Annotated in this window: 15 protein-coding genes; 5 read left to right on the plus strand and 10 right to left on the minus strand. The window is 66.7% G+C overall.

What is annotated here, in order from left to right; all coding sequences use genetic code 11:
* Positions 1–23: 23 nt before the first annotated feature.
* Genes O4H32_RS03940 through O4H32_RS03970 form a run of 7 tightly spaced genes read right to left on the minus strand, consistent with a single transcriptional unit; the run spans position 24 to position 7,294 of the window.
* Positions 24–1,109 carry a tartrate dehydrogenase gene (locus tag O4H32_RS03940; protein ID WP_269356863.1) on the minus strand — a complete coding sequence of 362 codons (1,086 nt, stop codon included), beginning with the start codon at positions 1,107–1,109 and terminating at the stop codon, positions 24–26.
* A gap of 49 nt (positions 1,110–1,158) precedes the next feature.
* Positions 1,159–2,163, minus strand: a complete 1,005-nt coding sequence (locus O4H32_RS03945; protein WP_269356865.1) for an asparaginase — start codon at positions 2,161–2,163, stop codon at positions 1,159–1,161.
* Positions 2,160–2,927, minus strand: a complete 768-nt coding sequence (cnbZ, locus tag O4H32_RS03950; protein WP_269356867.1) for a 2-amino-5-chloromuconate deaminase CnbZ — start codon at positions 2,925–2,927, stop codon at positions 2,160–2,162. The genes O4H32_RS03945 and cnbZ overlap by 4 nt, the downstream gene beginning before the upstream one ends.
* A 54-nt stretch (positions 2,928–2,981) precedes the next feature.
* On the minus strand, positions 2,982–4,256 hold the full coding sequence (locus O4H32_RS03955; RefSeq protein ID WP_269356868.1) for a TRAP transporter large permease: 1,275 nt from the start codon (positions 4,254–4,256) through the stop codon (positions 2,982–2,984).
* A 56-nt stretch (positions 4,257–4,312) separates the two neighbouring features.
* Positions 4,313–4,825, minus strand: a complete 513-nt coding sequence (locus O4H32_RS03960) for a TRAP transporter small permease (RefSeq protein ID WP_269356869.1) — start codon at positions 4,823–4,825, stop codon at positions 4,313–4,315.
* Positions 4,826–4,851: 26 nt separating this feature from the next.
* Positions 4,852–5,847, minus strand: coding sequence for a TRAP transporter substrate-binding protein (locus tag O4H32_RS03965; protein WP_269356871.1), 996 nt, complete (start codon positions 5,845–5,847; stop codon positions 4,852–4,854).
* 49 nt (positions 5,848–5,896) lie between these two features.
* The gene (locus tag O4H32_RS03970; protein WP_269356873.1) at positions 5,897–7,294 is read right to left on the minus strand and encodes an amidase; all 1,398 of its coding nucleotides are present in this window, start codon (positions 7,292–7,294) and stop codon (positions 5,897–5,899) included.
* Between the two features lie 137 nt (positions 7,295–7,431).
* Between O4H32_RS03970 and O4H32_RS03975 the strand changes: the two genes are divergently transcribed.
* On the plus strand, positions 7,432–8,397 hold the full coding sequence (locus O4H32_RS03975) for a LysR family transcriptional regulator (protein WP_269356875.1): 966 nt from the start codon (positions 7,432–7,434) through the stop codon (positions 8,395–8,397).
* Here O4H32_RS03975 and O4H32_RS03980 read toward each other — a convergent pair.
* Entirely contained in the window at positions 8,355–9,488 is a 1,134-nt protein-coding gene (locus O4H32_RS03980; RefSeq protein ID WP_269356877.1) for a fimbria/pilus outer membrane usher protein, read from the minus strand. The two genes, O4H32_RS03975 and O4H32_RS03980, sit on opposite strands and share 43 nt — an antisense overlap.
* A gap of 248 nt (positions 9,489–9,736) precedes the next feature.
* Here O4H32_RS03980 and O4H32_RS03985 point away from each other — a divergent pair, with 248 nt between their 5' ends.
* The 3 genes from O4H32_RS03985 to O4H32_RS03995 all read left to right on the plus strand — a co-directional run bounded on the left by O4H32_RS03985 (position 9,737) and on the right by O4H32_RS03995 (position 13,699).
* The gene (locus O4H32_RS03985) at positions 9,737–12,202 is read left to right on the plus strand and encodes a ribonucleoside-diphosphate reductase subunit alpha (RefSeq protein WP_269356879.1); all 2,466 of its coding nucleotides are present in this window, start codon (positions 9,737–9,739) and stop codon (positions 12,200–12,202) included.
* Positions 12,203–12,279: 77 nt separating this feature from the next.
* Positions 12,280–13,398, plus strand: coding sequence for a ribonucleotide-diphosphate reductase subunit beta (locus tag O4H32_RS03990; protein ID WP_269356881.1), 1,119 nt, complete (start codon positions 12,280–12,282; stop codon positions 13,396–13,398).
* A gap of 70 nt (positions 13,399–13,468) precedes the next feature.
* Positions 13,469–13,699, plus strand: a complete 231-nt coding sequence (locus O4H32_RS03995; protein ID WP_269356882.1) for a glutaredoxin family protein — start codon at positions 13,469–13,471, stop codon at positions 13,697–13,699.
* 7 nt (positions 13,700–13,706) lie between these two features.
* Here O4H32_RS03995 and phnX read toward each other — a convergent pair whose 3' ends face one another.
* Positions 13,707–14,531: a phosphonoacetaldehyde hydrolase gene (gene phnX, locus O4H32_RS04000; protein ID WP_269356883.1), complete on the minus strand. Its 825-nt coding sequence runs from the start codon at positions 14,529–14,531 to the stop codon at positions 13,707–13,709.
* Between the two features lie 20 nt (positions 14,532–14,551).
* Entirely contained in the window at positions 14,552–16,012 is a 1,461-nt protein-coding gene (locus tag O4H32_RS04005) for an NAD-dependent succinate-semialdehyde dehydrogenase (protein WP_407932598.1), read from the minus strand.
* Between the two features lie 154 nt (positions 16,013–16,166).
* Here O4H32_RS04005 and O4H32_RS04010 point away from each other — a divergent pair, with 154 nt between their 5' ends.
* Positions 16,167–17,312 (plus strand): PQQ-dependent sugar dehydrogenase, encoded by a 1,146-nt coding sequence (locus tag O4H32_RS04010; RefSeq protein ID WP_269356885.1) that lies wholly within the window; start codon positions 16,167–16,169, stop codon positions 17,310–17,312.
* The last annotated feature ends 68 nt before the right edge of the window (positions 17,313–17,380 follow it).

The following is a 17,380-nucleotide window of genomic DNA, read 5'->3' on the forward strand; positions in this document are numbered from 1 at the left end:
GCGCAAGCGGCGCGCCACCGGCATCACAACGCCTCGATGCGCTCCGCGATGGCGCAGCCCATCCCGGTCGTGTCCGCCACACCGCCCAGGTCGCGGGTGCGCGGCCCGTGCTCCAGCGTCCACTCGATGGCCTCCATCAGCTCGCCGGCCGCCGCCCTGCAGCCGTCGTCACGCGCTCCGAGAAACTCCAGCATCATCTGGGCCGACCAGATCATGCCCACCGGATTGGCGACGTTCTGCCCGTAGATGTCGGGCGCCGATCCGTGCACCGGCTCGAACAGCGAGGGATAGCGCCGCTCGGGATTCAGGTTGGCGGACGGTGCGATGCCGATCGTGCCGGTGCAGGCCGGCCCCAGGTCGGACAGGATGTCGCCGAACAGGTTCGAGGCCACCACCACGTCGAAACGCTGCGGCTGCAGCACGAACCGCGCGCACAAGATGTCGATGTGATGCTTGTCCCAGGTCACGTCCGGATAGTGCGCCGCCATCGCCTGGAGCCGCTCGTCCCAGTACGGCATGCTGATCGCCACGCCGTTGGACTTCGTCGCCGAGGTCAGCGTGGCCCGGGGCCGCTGCCGCGCGAGTTCGAAAGCGTATTTCAGGACACGATCGATCCCGTGACGGGAAAACACGGATTCCTGGATCACGATCTCGCGCTCGGTGCCCGCGTACATCCGGCCGCCCAGGTCGGTGTATTCGCCCTCGGTGTTCTCGCGCACCACCAGGAAATCGATCTCGCCCGGGCTTCGGCCCGCCAGAGGCGCCGGCACTCCGGGCATCTGCCGCACGGGCCGCAGGTTGATGTACTGGTCGAACTCCCGGCGGAATTTCAGCAACGAACCCCACAGGGACACATGATCGGGCACCACCTCGGGCCAACCCACCGCCCCGAACAGGATCGCGTCGAAGCCCCGCAGGCGGTCGAACCAGTCGGCGGGCATCATGTCGCCGTGCCGCTGCCAATACTCGGCACAAGCCCAGTCCAGGTGTTCGAACCGCAGGTCCAGGCCGTGCCGGCGCCGCAGGACGTTCAGCGCGCGTAGCGCTTCGGGCATGACTTCCTTGCCGATCCCGTCTCCGGGAATCACGGCGATGTTGAATGTGTGCATGATGTCGTATGAGTCAAAGGTCATCGGAAGGCGGTGGATGCCGCCCCGTTCAAGCGTCGCGGCCAGCGCCCCAGTCGAACAGGGGCCGGAGGGCGTCGCGATTGCCCTGGCCGCCCAGGCAGGCCAGCGCCAGCATCAGGCGCATGCGCGCCTTGCGCGCGGACAGGCCGCTGACGCCCAGGGCGCCCGCTTCCTGCAGGCTGTGCAGAGAGCCCGGATATTCGTAGCAGGGCAGGACGGCCCCATGCAGCGCGGCACTGCACACCAGCACCGAGATGCCGGCGCGCGCGGCCCGCTCGGCCTCGGGCACCCAGGAGGGCGGCACCTGGCCGCGCCCTGTCCCTTCCAGCACGAGCCCCGGCACACGCGCGTCGACCAGTGCGCGCAGCGCCAAAGGGCTTGCCCCCAGGCTGGCTGACACGATTTCGACTTGAGGCAAGGCGCCGGACGGGGCTTGCAACAGCGGCTGGCGCCGGGGCTGCTGGTAGATCCGCACGTCCTCGCCATCGACGAAACCCAGACAGCCCAGACCCGGGGACTCGAAACCATTGAGCTGAAAGCTGCTGGTCTTGCGCACGAAAGCGGCCGCATGGACGGTCTCGTTGAAAACCACCAGCACGCCCAGCCCCCGGCACTGGGGCGAGGCGGCCGCCCGGATGGCGTCGCGCAGGTTCGTATAGGCATCGGTGCCCGGTGCGTGGGGCACGCGCTGCGAACCCGTGACGACCAGAACGACGTCCCGTGCGCGCACGCCGCATTCCAGGAAATAGGCGGTGTCCTCCAGCGTGTCGGTGCCGTGGGTGACGACGATGCCGTCGACCCCTCCCTCGTCGACCAGCCGCTGGCATTCGGCGCGCAGCGCCTGGATATCATCCGGCAGCAAGGCGTTGCTGGCCTTCTGGAACAGGGACCGCACCTCGACCCGTATATCCTCGACCCCGGGCACCTGGCGCATCAGATCCGACCCCGGCAGCGCGCCCGCGATGTTGCGGCCTTCCGGGCCGGGCCGGCTGGCGATGGTCCCGCCGGTGGACAGCACGACGACGCGCTTCATGCGGCGTCGACCGGCAGGACGCGTTCCAGCAGGACGCGGCGGCAATCCATCTCGAATTCCATGTCCACGACCGGCGGCCTCACGAAATGCCAGGTCAGGCCCAGGCGCATGGCGCCCCGGCGCGCGAACTCTTCTTCCAGGAAGGGATGCGGATCGTGCACGATGTAGAGTTGCGATCCGGTGCAGTCGTCCCAGCCATATCCCAGCACCCGCATGCGGCGCTCCATTTCGTCGAGCACCCAGCGGGCCTTCTTGCGCATGCCCTCGGGCGAGATGTCCCGGTAGGCGATCAGGTGATCCTTGTAGTTGGCATGGCCTTCGGGCACCTCGCTGCTGCCGGCGATGACGAAACTGCGCTCATCGGCCTGACTGGGCACGGTGTAGCTGAAGGCATGGAAGGACGGCACGGCCGGCGGATCCACCTGCGGGCAGACGTTGCTGCGCGGCACGGGGTTGACCCGATCGTCGGCGATGCCCCAGGCCTGCAGCGTGCCGACGTATTCCGCGTTGAAGCGCGCGAAACCTTCCTCGCTGAACTGCCCCGGCGAGCGCAGTTCGCAGCCGCACAGCGCGGTCAGGGGACGCCCCTCGGCCCGCAGCAGCCGCGCGATCCGTTCAAAACCTTCGGCCAGCGGCACGGGGCGGGCGAAGACGGCGCGCCGGATCGCATGGCCGGGCATCGCGGCGGCGCCGCCCGAATACTGCATGACGCCGCTGGGCACGTAGCGATAATGGCCCGCGGCAAAGATTTCAGCCTGTTCCATCGGGAGATCCTCCATTCGAAGCACGCCGCCCGGCGCGTGGCGGGCGCGCCGGATTCAATACAGCAGGTTGGGCAGGGCCATGCTGAACCAGGGCACATACGTGATGACGATCAGGGCGATGATCATCAGAATGATGGTCGGCAGCGCCGCGCGGAACACCTGGAACAGCGTCATGCCCGAAATCGTCATGGCCACGAACAGGTTCAGGCCCACCGGCGGCGTCAACATGCCGACCGACAGGTTCACCAGCGTGATGACGCCGAAATGAACAGCGTCCACGCCGACCTGGGCGGCGATCGGCTGCATCAGGGGCGCCAGCACGATGATGGCCGACGCGCTGTCCAGGAACATGCCTGCCACCAGCATGATCAGGTTGAACAGCATCAGGATGACGATCGGCGAATCCGTCCCGGACAGGACTTCGGCCGCCAGCTTGGACGGCGCGCCGGTACTGGCCAGGATCCAGGAAAATGCCGAGGCGCCCGCCGTGATCAGCAACAGGGTGCCGGACAACACACCGGTGTTGCGCAGGATGGTCAGGGAGGCCCGCAGGGAAATCGTGCGGTAGACCACGGCCCCCACGAACCAGCCGTACAGGCAGGCGGCCGCGGCGGATTCCGTCGGCGTGAACAGGCCGGTGTAGATGCCGCCCAGCAACAGCACGGGCAGACCCATCCCCCAGAGCGACCGGCCGACGGCTTCCCGGACTTGCTTCAGGCTGGGGAAGGGCTCGCGCGGATAGCGACGCAGGGTCGCATACCAGCAGCAGTACGCGATCAACAGCGTCGCGATCAGAATGGCCGGCAGCACGCCCGCGGCGAACAGCTTGCCCACCGAGGAACCCGTGACCGAGCCATAGATGATCAGGGCGATGCTGGGCGGCACGATCGGGCCCAGCGTGCCGGCCGTCGTGATCAGGCCGATGGCGAAGAACTTGTTGTAGCCGGCCGCCACCAGCGCCGGAAACATGATGCTGCCGATGGCGATCACGGTCGCGGGGCTGGACCCCGAGATCGAGCCGAAGAACAGGCAGGCCAGCACGGTGGCGGCGCCCAGGCCGCCGGGCAGCCAGCCGACCAGGGCGCGGGCCAGGCCGATGAGCCGGTCCGACAGGCCGCCGATGCGCATCAGCTCGGCCGCCAGGATGAAGAAGGGAATGGACATCAGGGAAAAGTTGTTCATCCCCGAGAACATGCGCATCGGCACGACCAGCGGGTCGATCGTGCCGAAGCCTTTGAGCGCCAGCGCCACGGCCAGCGACAGGGACGCGAAGATCGGCAGGCCGAACAGCAGCAGCGCGAAGAAAATGGGAACCAGGGCGGCAATCATGGGATTTCTCTATCCGTTTGTATGACTGTGCGGAACGGGCGGCGCGAACGCCGCGCTCAGCCCGCCGAACTCATGTCGATGGCCAGGGGCCGGTACTCCTGGCCCGTGAGCATGCTCCACAGGATCCACAGGTAGCGCAGCCCCATGAAGGCGCCCGAGATCGGGATGACCATGTAGACGTACCCGACCGGAATGCGCATGGCCGGGGAGAGCTGGTTCATGTTCAGCGTGTTGATCGCCAGGCGGCCGCCGTAATAGACCAGGACCACGGCGAATGCCAGGCCCAGGAGGCTCGCCAGGTAGCGCAGCACCCGGGCCAGCCGGGGCCCCACCATCAGGGGCAGGATCTCGACGCAGATGTGCGCCGCGTAGCGCACGCCCATGCTGCAGGTCAGGAAGCTCATCATGATGAGCGTGTACAGCACGGTCTCCTCGGACCAGTACAGCGAGTTGTTGAACACGTAGCGCGCGATGACCTGGACGATGGCCACGCAGGTGGCCACCAGCATCAGCACGATCATGGCGAACGACTCGACGCGGTCGAGGCACCGGTTGATTCCCGCAAGCATGGGCGTCTCCTGGGAGAAGGTCGGGATCAGTTCACCGCGGCGGCCTTGAGCGCGCGCTGCAGCAATTCCGGCGTGATGTTGGCCTCGAACTGCTTGTAGATCGGCTCGGAACGCTCGATGAACTTCTGGCGCCCCTCGTCCGTGAGTTCGACGATCTGGATCTGGCCCTTGATCTTCTCCAGGATCTGGCCCTCGTCCTGCTTGGTCAATTCACGGCCGTAGTCCCGCGCGACGTCGAACGCATCGGCCATGACCTTCTGCAGGTCCGCCGGCAGGGATTCCCAGGCGTCCTTGTTCATCACGGCCGCATAGGTGTGGTACGCGTGGCCGGTCAGGGTCATGTATTTCTGGACTTCGTAGAACTTCATCGAGTCGATGTTGGCCAGCGGGTTTTCCTGCCCCTCGACCACCCCCTGCTGCAGGCCGTTGTAGACCTCGGTGTACGCCATCGCCGTGGGATTGGCGCCCCAGGCCCGGTAGGTCGCCAGGATGGTCGGGGCCTGCAGCGTGCGCATCTTGATGTTCTTCAGATCGTCGGGCTGGTTGATCTCGCGGATGTTGTTGGTGATGTTGCGGAATCCGGCGCCCCAGTAGTTCACGCCGTGCAGATTGCTCTTTTCCAGCGTACCCAGCAGCTCGCGGCCCACTTCGCCGTCCAGCAATTGCTTCATCGACTGCTCGCCCTTGATCAGGTAGGGCAGGTCGAACAGGAACATCTTGGGCTCGAAATTGGCCAGGTTGCCGGTCGGCGGGATCGCGATGTGCACCAGCCCCATCTGGGTCTGCTCGATGATTTCCACGTCGCCGCCCAGCTGCGCGGCGGGCCGGACGTTGATTTCAATGCGACCGTTGGAATTCTTCTCGACTTCTTCCTTGAACTTGACCGCTGCGCGCGCATTGGGCGTCTGCTCGGTCAGCACATGGGCGAAGGTGAAGGTGTAGTCCGCGGCCTGGGCCAGCGAAACGCTGACCAGGGCGCCGGCGATGCCGAGGGAAAGCTTGCCGATGGGGAAACGGATCATGTCTCACTCCTTGTCTGTCTATCGAGGGGGTAACGAAAAAATGAAAAGCTCACTGCGGGAAACGCGGGGAACCCAGTACGTCGACGGGCTTCCCCAGATGGGATTCGATCAGCAGGGCGGCGGCCAGCAGGCGCTCCTCGGCCCCCGGCGGGGCCATCAGCTGCAGCCCGACCGGCATGCCCTGGGCATCCAGCCCGATCGGCAGCGTCAGCGCGCACAGCCCCAGCAGATTGGCCATGCTGGTGTTGCGCAGCACCAGCATGTTGGCGCGGCGATAGGCCTCGGGGTCCTGGATCGCGTCCAGGCGCGGCGGCGTGATGGCCACAGTGGGCATCGCCAGCACATCGGCCATGCCGAAAGCGGTCGAGGCCCGACGCGCGGCTTCGCGCAAGGTGCGCACGCGCAGCAGATAGTCGACCGACGACAGGGACTCGGCGCCTTCGACGCGCAGCCGCACCACGGGATCCAGGCGGTCCATCCGGTCAGGCAGCTCGGCCTTCAGAAAGGCGCAGAACTCGGGGGCCGCCAGACCGCCCTGGCGGAAAATCGCATAAGCCTCGGTGCAACCGGGCAGTTCGACACCGCGCACGGACGCGCCCAAGGCCGCCAACTGCGTCATGACCCGGTCATAGACCTCCACGACGGCGGGGTCGGCATCGTCCAGGAAAAAAGCATCCGCCCGTCCCAGGCGCAGACAGGACATCGCGGCCGGCACGGCAATCGGCGCCGACGTCCGCCCAAGGCTTTGCTCGATGGCCCGGAAGCCGAATGCCAGATCCTCCACCGAGCGCGCCAGGATGCCCGGCGTATCCAGGCTGGGCGACAGGGGCACGATGCCTTCCTGCGGCCAGCGGCCATGCGTCGGCTTCAGACCCGCCTGGCCGGTGACCGAGGCGGGGATCCGCACGGAGCCCGCAGTATCGGTGCCCAACGCCAGCACGGCGGACCCCTGCGCCAGCGAGACGCCCGCGCCGGAGCTGGAACCGCCCGGAATGCGATGTTCGTCGGTTTTCCAGGGGTTGCGCGGCGTGCCCCAGTGGGCATTCACGCCGATGCCGCCGAATGCGAACTCCACCGTGTGGGTCTTGCCCATGACCGGGGCCAACTGACGCTCCAGCCCGCCCATCAGGGGTCCGGGCCGTTCCCAGTCAGGCCCCAGGGGTTCGACCGAACCGGCGAAGGTGGGCAGGCCTCGCACGGCATACAGGTCCTTGACCGACACGGGCAGGCCCATGAGCGGTCCCAGGTCGATGCCGCGCGTCAGCAACCGGTCCGCCAGATCCGCCGTGGCGATCGCGCCCTCGCCGTTCCAGGTCTTGTAAGCCTGCAGGACAGGCTCGTGCCGGTGATGATTTTCCTCGCAGTGGCGCGCCAGATCCGCCGCCGACCAGTCCCCCCGGCGCAGGCCGTTGCTCAACTGCTCGAGAGAAAGATGCGTCAGATCCATGGAGGCCCCCTTGCCCGCTGCGTGCCGCGGTCCGGGCATGGATGCCGTCGGCCGCGTCATTTTCGATTCTGGGGTGACTATATAAAGAAGCTTTCCAGCCTACAATTCCCATACTGTTAAAACAGTTTTTATGAATCATGAAAGAAAACCTGACCATCGACGCCCTGCGGGTGTTCTGCGAGGCGGCCCGCTACCAGAGCTTTTCCCAGGCGGCACGGATGATCGGCAGTTCGCCCGCCTACGTCACGAAGCACATCAAACTGCTGGAGTCCGAGCTGGACACGCTCCTGTTCCACCGCACCACCCGCCAGGTGACGCTCACCGAGCAGGGCGAACAGGCCCACGCCATGGCCCTGCGGATCCTGCAGGATGTGGAACAACTGCACGACAGGATCGCCCAGTTCAAGAGCGAGCCCCGGGGCACGCTGAGGATATCGACCAGCATGGGCTTCGGACGCCAGGTGGTGGCCCCCGCCCTGGCCGACTTTTCCCTGCGCTACCCCGCCATCCAGATCAAGCTGGACATCCTCGACCAATTGGTCAACATGACCAAGGAACAATACGACCTGGACATCCGCATCGGGGACATGATCGATCCGAACTACATCGCGCGCCATCTGGCGGACAATCACCGCATCCTGTGCGCCGCGCCGTCGTACCTGGAGCGGCACGGCAGGCCCCGCGGACTGCAGGACCTGCCGCGCCACAACTGCCTGATCGTGCGCGAACGCGACCATCCCGTGGGCATCTGGTCCCTGTCGCGCAAAGATGTCATCACCACCGTCAAGGTCGGCGGCTCTCTGGTCACCAACAACGGCGAGATCGCCCTGGCCTGGGCCTTGGCGGGCCACGGCATCGTCCTGCGCTCGCTCTGGGACGCCCGCAGGCACCTGGAAACGGGTGCGCTCGTCCACATCCTGCCAAGCTACCGTCAGAACGCCGGCATCTGGGCGGTCTATCCGCAACGGCTGGACAATTCCGCCAAGGTCAAGGCCTGCATCGAACACCTGCAAGCGTATTTCTCGCCCCGGGCATCGGACGCCTTGGCCGACGCCCCTCCCTACCAATCCAGCGGCAGGGAAACCCGCGCACCCACGCCGTAGTCCCCGGACGTCAGGTCGCGGTTCGTTTCCAGGCGCACTCTCAGATGCGGGCCGTAGCGAAAACCGTGGACCAGGCCGACCCGTTCGTCCAGACTGCCCGCCGCGTCCACCCGCCGCTCGAATGAACCGCTGAGCGAACCCCAGCGGCCCGCCGCCAGATCCAGTCGCCACTGGTTGCTGACGCAGTCGCAGCCGACCTGGCCGCTGCCGTACGCGGCCAGGTCGGCATAGCCGTTTCCCTGCCGCGCGTTCACCCAGGACAGGTCCCAGCCCGGATGCAAGCCCAGGGTATAGCCCAGTTGGCGGCGCCAGCCCTGGGACATCGGGCGCTGAGAGCCGGATACTCCGAACCGCCAGGCGCCCGCGTCTCCCATGGAATAATCGCCGCCGACGCCCAGCGCCGTCAGGCCCGGGGTGCGCTGCAGTCGCGAGGCCAGAATCAGGTCGCTGTCCAGGGCGTAGCGCGTGCTTGCATCGATCGCGACCGGTCCGTACGCCAGGTCGCCCTCGGCTGCCGGACGGCTTGCCTGTCCGTCCAGGGCGCCGGCCACCACGGCGTAGTCCCAGGATCCGGCGGGCAGACGATCCTGGGTGACGGACCGTGCCAGACCCACCCCGGCAAGATGCACGGACCGCCCCAAACCCGGGGCGCCGGACGCCGTATTGCCCAGGGTCAGGCGATAGCCGGCGGAACTGCGATAACGCCAATTCCGCGCACCCAATGACCAGGCATCCAGACCCGTGGAAGGCACCGTGCCGAGCCTGTCCGGCGGTTCGGCCGGGTCGGCGGCCGTACCGAACCAGCGCAGGCCGACTCCGTCCGGCCGGTAGCGGTAGCCTTCCGCGCGACCGTCCAGGAACAGCACGTCGTAGCGGATGTCCGAATCCGAATCCGATGCCGCGCCGGACGCACCCGCATCCGGCGCGACATCGGACGGCGTGTCCCGGGGCACGTCGGGAACGGCGTAGCGCTGGGGGGCGAGATCGATGAGGGCCGGATCCGTGCCGGCCGCCTGCCAGGCGCGGGCCGGGGCAAGACAGGCGCCGCACAGCAGGACCGACGCGGCCAACGGCCGGATGAAGCGATTCATGAAGTGACGCGCAGGGAGCCCGGACCACGCGGATCCGGGGAAATGACACCGGGATTTCGCGGTCCGGAAACCGTCTCGGAATCCCCTGAAGCGGTCCAGGGTATCACGAGCCCGGGAACATTCGAAACCTCGAAGATGTTTCAGGAAAAGAAATTGCAACGCCGCTTGATCACACCATATATTGTGTTTATGATTTCAAACCGCACTACATGTAGAAAATAAAGCTTTTCCACCAAGGACTTCCGGCCGTGATCAAGAACATCGTCAAGCGTGATGGGCGCATCGAACCCTATATCCCCAGCAAGCTCAACGGCTGGGGTCGATGGGCCGCCGCCAATCTGGGCCACAAGGTCGATTGGAGCAGCATCGTCCTGCAGGCCGTCAGCACCATGCCCGAGACGGTCTCCACCGCCGACCTGCAGGAAAAACTGATCCAGAACTGCCTGGACAAGGACACCTGGTCCTACTACCTGATGGCGGGCCGGCTCTATGCGTCCCACCTGCACAAGATCATCCACGGCCCGTCCATTCCCACCGTCAAGGCGCTGCACGACCGGATGGTGGCCGACGGGGTGATGGTGCGGATGAACTACACCGACGCCGAATACGCCGAGATCGAATCCTTCATCGACCACGAACAGGACTACGATACGCCGCACTTCTCGCTGCACTACATCCGCAAGAAGTACAGCCTGCAGAACCGCGTCACCCGGCAGGAATACGAGACCCAGCAGTTCGTCTACATGCGCATGGCCATGGCCCTGTCGGAAAACGAACCCGCCGGGCGCCGGATCGACCTGGTGCGGCGCTTCTATACAGAATTCTCCGCCAAGCGGATCTCGGCGCCGACGCCCAACTACGTCAACCTGGGCACCAAACTGCGCGGCTTCGCCTCGTGCTGCCTGTACGTGGTGGACGACAACGAATCGTCCCTGGCCATCGGCGACCACATCGCCTACCGCATGACGGCCGCCTCGGCCGGCATCGGCAGCCACCTGATCACCCGCAGCAAGGGCGACCCGGTGCGCGGCGGCCTGATCCAGCACCAGGGCAAACTGCCCTACCTGGCCTCCCTGGGCAAGGCGGTCCACGCCAACATGCAAGCCGGACGCGGCGGCGCCTGCACCACCTATTACTCCGGCTTCGACCCCGAGGCCGAGGTCATCGCCTACCTGCGCAACCCGCGCAGTACCGAGGACCGCAAGAACCGCGACCTGCATTACGCGCTGGTCACCAACAAGCTCTTCGCCGAAAAGGCCGCCCGCAACGAGGAAGCCTTCTCGTTCAACGTACGCACCGCCCCCGAACTCACCCGGTTGTTCTTCGGCCCCGACTCGGCCGCCTTCAAGCGCGAATACGAACGCCTGGAACGCGATCCCTCTTTCAAGAAGGAATACTTCAAGCCGCGCGACCTGATCCTGACTTCGTTGAACGAGGCGCTGGAGACCGGCGTGGCCTACCTGGCCAACATCGACGAGATGAACCGCCACACGCCCTTCAAGGAGCCGATCCATTCCAGCAATCTGTGCCTGGAGATCAGCGAACCCAATCGCCCCTATCAGGAAATGCAGGACCTGTATTCCGACCGCGAGGTCGGTTTCATCACGGTCGAACTGGCCGGCGGCGCGACGCAGACTTTCAATTTCAACGCGCCCCTGACCGTCGCGGTCGCCGACTCCACCCTGCCGCGCGTCATCTTCGCCGGCGAGCTGAAGGCGGGCGACGACATCCTGTCCGATGAGCCGGGCAAGGGCGGCCGGGTCGCCCGCGTGGTCGAGACCCACGAGGAACCCGAAATCGCCCTGTGCTCCCTGGGCGCCATCGCCTACGACGCCATCGGCGAGGACGACGACGAGACCTACCAGGAGGCGATGTATCTGACGTTGAAGATGATCGACTACTGCATCCTCAACTCGCACTACGTGCTGCCCCACGTGGCGGTGACCGCCAAGGCCCGCATGAACGCGGGCGTGGGTCTGATGGGCGTGGCCACCCACATGGCCCGCAAGGGTCTGCGCTACGACACCGCCGCAGGCCGCGAGGAACTGCACCGCATCGCCGAGCGCCACATGTACCATGCCATCCGCGCCTCTCTGCGCATCAGCAAGGAACGCGGCGTCGCGCCCTGGATGCACAAGACCCGCTGGCCCGACGGCTGGCTGCCGATCGACACCTACAATCGCAATGTCGACGAACTGGGCGACTTCCACAATCGCTACGACTGGGAAGCCCTGCGCACCGAGATCATGCAGAACGGCGGCATCGGCCATTCCTGCCTGGTGGCCTACATGCCGGGCGAATCGTCCTCCAAGGCGCTGGGCAAGCCCAATTCTCTCTATCCCGTGCGCGACATCACGCTGAACAAGACCGACGGGTCGGTCACGATCCGCTGGGCCGCGCCCGACAGCGACAACCCGGCCTACTTCTACCAGTCGGCCTGGGACATTTCCGAGGTCGACATGATCAAGGCCTACGCGGTGTTCCAGAAATTCACCGACCAGGGGATTTCCGCCGACCTGTGGCGCCGCATCAAGGACGACGACAAGGTCTCCAGCCGGGAACTGCTCACCCACTACTTCGCCATGGTGAAGTACGGCATGAAGACCCGCTACTACTACAACTCGAACGTGGCCTCGGACAAGACGCTGGACAACGCCGGCAGCATCCACGACGGCGTGGAGGACAAGATCGTCTGCGAAAGCTGCACGATGTAAGGTTCGACCGCTTCACCCCCTTTCCGGCCCCGGCGACCACGCCGGGGCCGCCGACCGTCTTTCCCCATGATCCGAAAATGACCCCAGAAGCCCTGCCCACCAAGATCTTCAACACCGAAAAATCCGACTACGCCTTCCCGGAAATCATTCTGGGCCAGGATCTCGGCCTGTTCGACACGATCAACAAGTTCTATCCCGAAATCTGGAAGCTCTACAAGACGCTGAAGAACCAGGACTGGGACGAGAACGAGTTCGACTATTCCACCTGCAACGTGCAGTTCAAGACCTGCGACCGCCACACCTACGACATGATGGTCAAGACCCTGGCGTGGCAATGGGAGGCCGACAGCGTCGCGTCGCGCTCCATCGCCGCCGTGCTGGCACCGGTCTGCACCAGCAGCGAGGCCTGGTCCGGCTGGGTGGAAATCACCAAGAACGAGATCGTCCACGCCGCCACCTACTCCGAAATCGTCCGCAACAGCTTCGACAACCCGGACGACATCCTCAACGAGATTCTCTCGGTCAAGGAGGCCATGAGCCGCCTGCGCGTCGTCAGCGAGGTCTTCAACCAGGCCTTCGTGGTCAGCTACGACTATGCCCGGGGCCAGCGCGCAAACGACCAGGAAACCTACAACGCCATCTACCTGTTCATCGTCGCGATCCTGTGCATGGAGCGCATCCAGTTCCTGGCCTCTTTCGCCGTGACTTTCGGCATCTGCGACGGCACGGGCCTGTTCCAGCCCATCGGCAAGGCGGTCCAGAAGATCGCCCAGGACGAATTCGAGGTCCACGTCCAGTATGGCAAGGAAGTCCTGCGCGCGATGTTCAAGACCGAGCGCGGCCGCACCGCCTTCGAACAGTGCCGGGGCAAGATCGTCCAGATCCTCGACGAAGTCACCGCCAGCGAAGTCGAATGGACCGACTACGCCTTCTCCGAAGGCCGCGAACTCACCGGCGTGACCTGCCAGATGATGAAGGACTGGGTCCATTTCAGCGCCACCGACGTGGCCCGCTTCTTCAACGTCGAAGACCAGGTGTCCTTCCCGATCATCACCGAGAACCCCCTGAAATACATGGAAAGCTGGCTCAACATGAGCAAGGTGCAAGCGTCCAACCAGGAAGAGGACACCGCCCAATACAAGGTCGGCGTCATGAAGCGCGACGACGAAAACGAAGTGTTCGACGTGGATTTCTGAATCCGCCAGCGCCTCGCCCCACCCTGCCGCACCCCGATCAAACAACGACCGAAACACTCAAGGAGCCGACATGCCCATTACCGTCTATTCGAAGCCCAACTGCCCGCAATGCGACCTGACCAAGCGTGACATGGACATCCTGGGCATCGCGTACGAAACCGTGGACCTGACCCAGCGCCAGGACCAGCTCGAGCGCCTGATCGGCCTGGGCCACCGCAGCGCCCCCGTGGTGGAAACCGGCCGCGAGACCTGGTCGGGCTACGACCAGGAAAAGATCAAGGGGCTGGTATCCTACGCCTGAGCGAGTCTCAGGGCCGTTCGCCGCGTCCCCTGCGCGCCTCGATGCGCGCGATCGCGGCCGGCAGGTCGGCCACGGTGCGGATCACCTCGTGCGCGCCAGCCCCGCGCAGCTTTTCTTCGGCCGGCCTGCAGCGGACATCCCGCTCGCCCGGCGGCAACGCAACCCACGCATCCCAGCTCAGGCCGACCTCGTTGCCGGACGCCGACAGGCCGACGGTCCACATGCCGGCCGACAGACCCTCGGCGATGCCTGGCACCGTGTCGTCGACCTTGACACAAGCGGCCACGTCGCGGATGCCCAGTTCGATCACGTTGGCCAGGGCCATCCAGGGGCCGGGCCGGCCGCCCGCCCTCAGGTCGTCGGAGGCGATCACGCAATCCGGCGCATACCCGCCCGCCGCGGCCATCGGCGCCAGCGCGTCCATCACCCTGCGCGGATAACCGGAGCACGAACCGATGCGGATGCCGCGCGCGCGCAAAGCCTCCACGGCCTGCAGCGCACCCGGGATCAGGGCCGAATAGTGGCCGACGCGTTCCACCTGCAGCGGCATGAAGGTCCGGTACACCGCGTCCACATCCTCGCGGCTCATGTCGCGCCCATGGCGCTCGCGCCAGCGTGCGGCGATCTCCGGCACCCGGCCCAGGGCCTGGATGTGGTCCCTTTTGGCCAGGCCCATGGGGCCGCGCGCCTCGTCCAGGGTGATCGCCACGCCCGCCGCGGCAAAAGCGTCGACCAGGACCTGAGTCGGGGCGAAAGAACCGAAATCGACGATGGTGCCGGCCCAGTCGAAGATGACGGCGTCGATGGTCCGGTGGATCGGGGGCTCGTCCATGGATACGATCGGCCCGCGGTTCAGATCCCCACGGCCGACACCGCCTTGGTGTTCAGGTAGGCCTCCAGCGCCTCGGGGCCGCCCTCCGTACCGTAGCCGGAGTCCTTGACGCCGCCGAACGGCAGTTCGGCCGAGGGCGTGGCCGGCTGGTTGATCCAGAGCATGCCGGCTTCGATCCGGTGCATCAGTTGTTGCGCGTTGCGCAGCGAACGGGTGAAGGCGTAGGCGGACAAACCGTAGGACAGGCGGTTGGCCTCGGCGATGGCCTCGTCCAGGCGTTCGAAGGCGCGGATGCCCGCCACCGGTCCAAAGGGCTCGTTGTTGAACAGGTCGGCCTCGGTGGTGAGCCCCGAAATGAGGGTGGGCGCGAAGAAATTGCCCGTGTCGCCGACGCGCGCGCCCCCCGTCAGGATTTCGGCGCCGCGCCGGCGGGCGTCCTCGACCACCTGGGTCATGGCGGCGACGCGGCGCGCATTGGCCAGCGGCCCGAGGGTGGTGCCCTCGTCCAGCCCGTCCCCCAGCTTCAGGGCTTCGGCGTGACGCACGAAGGCCCGGGTGAACTCGCCGACCAGGCTGCTGTGCACCAGGAAGCGCGTGGGCGAAATGCAGACCTGCCCGGCATTGCGGAATTTCCCGGCGGCGGAGATCCTGGCCGCCAGCTCGACGTCGGCGTCTTCGGCGACGATCACCGGCGCATGGCCGCCCAGTTCCATGGACACCCGCTTCATGTGGGCGCCCGCCAGCGCGGCCAATTGTTTGCCGACCGGCGTGGATCCGGTGAACGTGACCTTGCGGATGACGGGGTGCGGGATCAGGTGGCCGGAAATTTCCGCCGGATTGCCATACACCAGTCCCACCACGCCGGGCGGCAGGCCGGCGTCCACGAAGACTTGCAGCAGCGCGGCGGGCGAAGCCGGGGTTTCCTCGGGGGCCTTGCACAGAAAGGAGCAGCCGGTCGCCAGCGCGGCGCCCAGCTTGCGCACCACCTGGTTGACGGGAAAATTCCAGGGCGTGAAGGCCGCCACCGGCCCCACGGGCTCCTTGATGACCAGTTGCAGGGCCGAGGGATTGCGCGACGGCACAATGCGGCCGTACACGCGCAGCCCCTCGTCGGCGAACCATTCGATGATCGTGGCGCCGGCCAGGGTCTCGGCCCGCGCCTCGGCCAGCGGCTTGCCCTGTTCGCGGGTCAGCAGGCGGGCGATGTCCTCCGCGCGTTCGCGCAGCAGGGCCGCCGCGCGGCGCATGAGGGCGGCGCGCTCATGCGCCGGCGTGTCGCGCCACGTCTCGAAACCCCGCTGGGTGGCGGCCAGCGCGCGGTCCAGGTCGGGGATGCCGGCATGGGCCACCCGGCCGATCACCTGGCCGTCGGCAGGATTGAGCACATCGAGCGTCCGGCCGTCGGCCGCGTCGACCCACTGGTTGTCGATCAGAAGCCGGGTATCGGGATAGGCGAGGGGCGTCATCGTGGAAATCGTCATCGTTCGGAACCGGAGGGTTGAATGAACACAGGGTGAAATATCGCCTGCTCCAATGAGTATAGACCCGGACCGCGCCCCTTGATGGCGCCGCGCGCGCCGACTATAACTCCGTCATGGAAACCCGATCGGAAACCTTCCGGAAGGTCCGCGCACCATGAACCGACCCGCCCTTCCCGCCGCGTTCGCGCTGGCCGCGCTGCTGGCGCTGGCACCGGCCGGCGCACGCAGCGCCGCCCCGGAAAACGCCGGCGCCCTTCCGGCGGACGGCACCGTCCCGTTCGCCGCCCGGCGGGTCGCGACCTTCGACCGCCCCTGGGCGATCGCCTTCCTGCCCGACGGCCGCCTCGTCCTCACCGAAAAGGCCGGCCGCCTGTTCCTGGTCACGCAGTCCGGCGCCAGAACCGCCATCGAGGGCGTGCCGACGGTTGACGACCGGGGCCAGAACGGCCTGCTGGACGTGGCCCCCTCGCCGGACTTCGCCCGCGACAGCCTGCTGTACTTCACCCGCGTGGCGCCCGGAGATGGCGGCGGCGCGCTGGTCCTGGCCCGCGCCCGGCTGGAGGAATCCGGCGGTCGCGCGCGCCTGCGTGATCCGGAGACCCTGTGGCGCCAGCAGCCCGCCAGCCGCGGCGGGCAACCCGGCGGCATCATCGCCTTTTCACCCGGCGGCAGGCATCTGTTCCTGACCGTCGGCGACCGGATGGAGCCCGACACGGCCCAGGACCCCGACGCCGCCCGGGGCAAGATCCTGCGCCTGAATCCGGACGGATCCGCGCCGCCGGACAATCCGATGGCCGGGCGGGCCGGCATCCGCGCCCTGACCTGGAGCATGGGCCACCGCAATCCCTACGGCCTGGCCTTCGCGCCGGATGGCGCGCTCTGGGAACATGAAATGGGGCCGCGCGGCGGCGACGAACTGAACCGCATCCGGCCCGGCGGCAACTACGGCTGGCCGGAAGTCTCGAACGGCGACCAGTACAGCGGCTGGCCCATCCCCCGGCACGCCACCCGCCCGGAATTCGACGCACCGGGCCTGTACTGGACGCCGGTGATCGCGCCGGCGGGGCTGGTGTTCTACCATGGGCCGCAATTCCCGGCCTGGCAAGGCTCGGCCCTGATCGGCGGCCTGCGCGCCGAAGGCCTGGTGCGCGTCGTCTTCGGCGCGGACGGGACCGCCCGCCAGGCGGACCGCTGGGTCTTGGGCCGGCGCATCCGCGACGTGGCGGTGGCGCCCGACGGCGCGGTCTGGGTGATCGAGGACGGCGACGGCGCGGGGTTGCTGAGGCTGACGGCAAAGTGACGCGTCCGCACGACCGCGCCTGCGGGCACCGGCACAAAAACAAAAGCGCACGGCTTCAGGCCGTGCGC

The organism is Castellaniella denitrificans, from assembly GCF_027214045.1.
Lineage (GTDB): Bacteria > Pseudomonadota > Gammaproteobacteria > Burkholderiales > Burkholderiaceae_B > Castellaniella > Castellaniella denitrificans_A.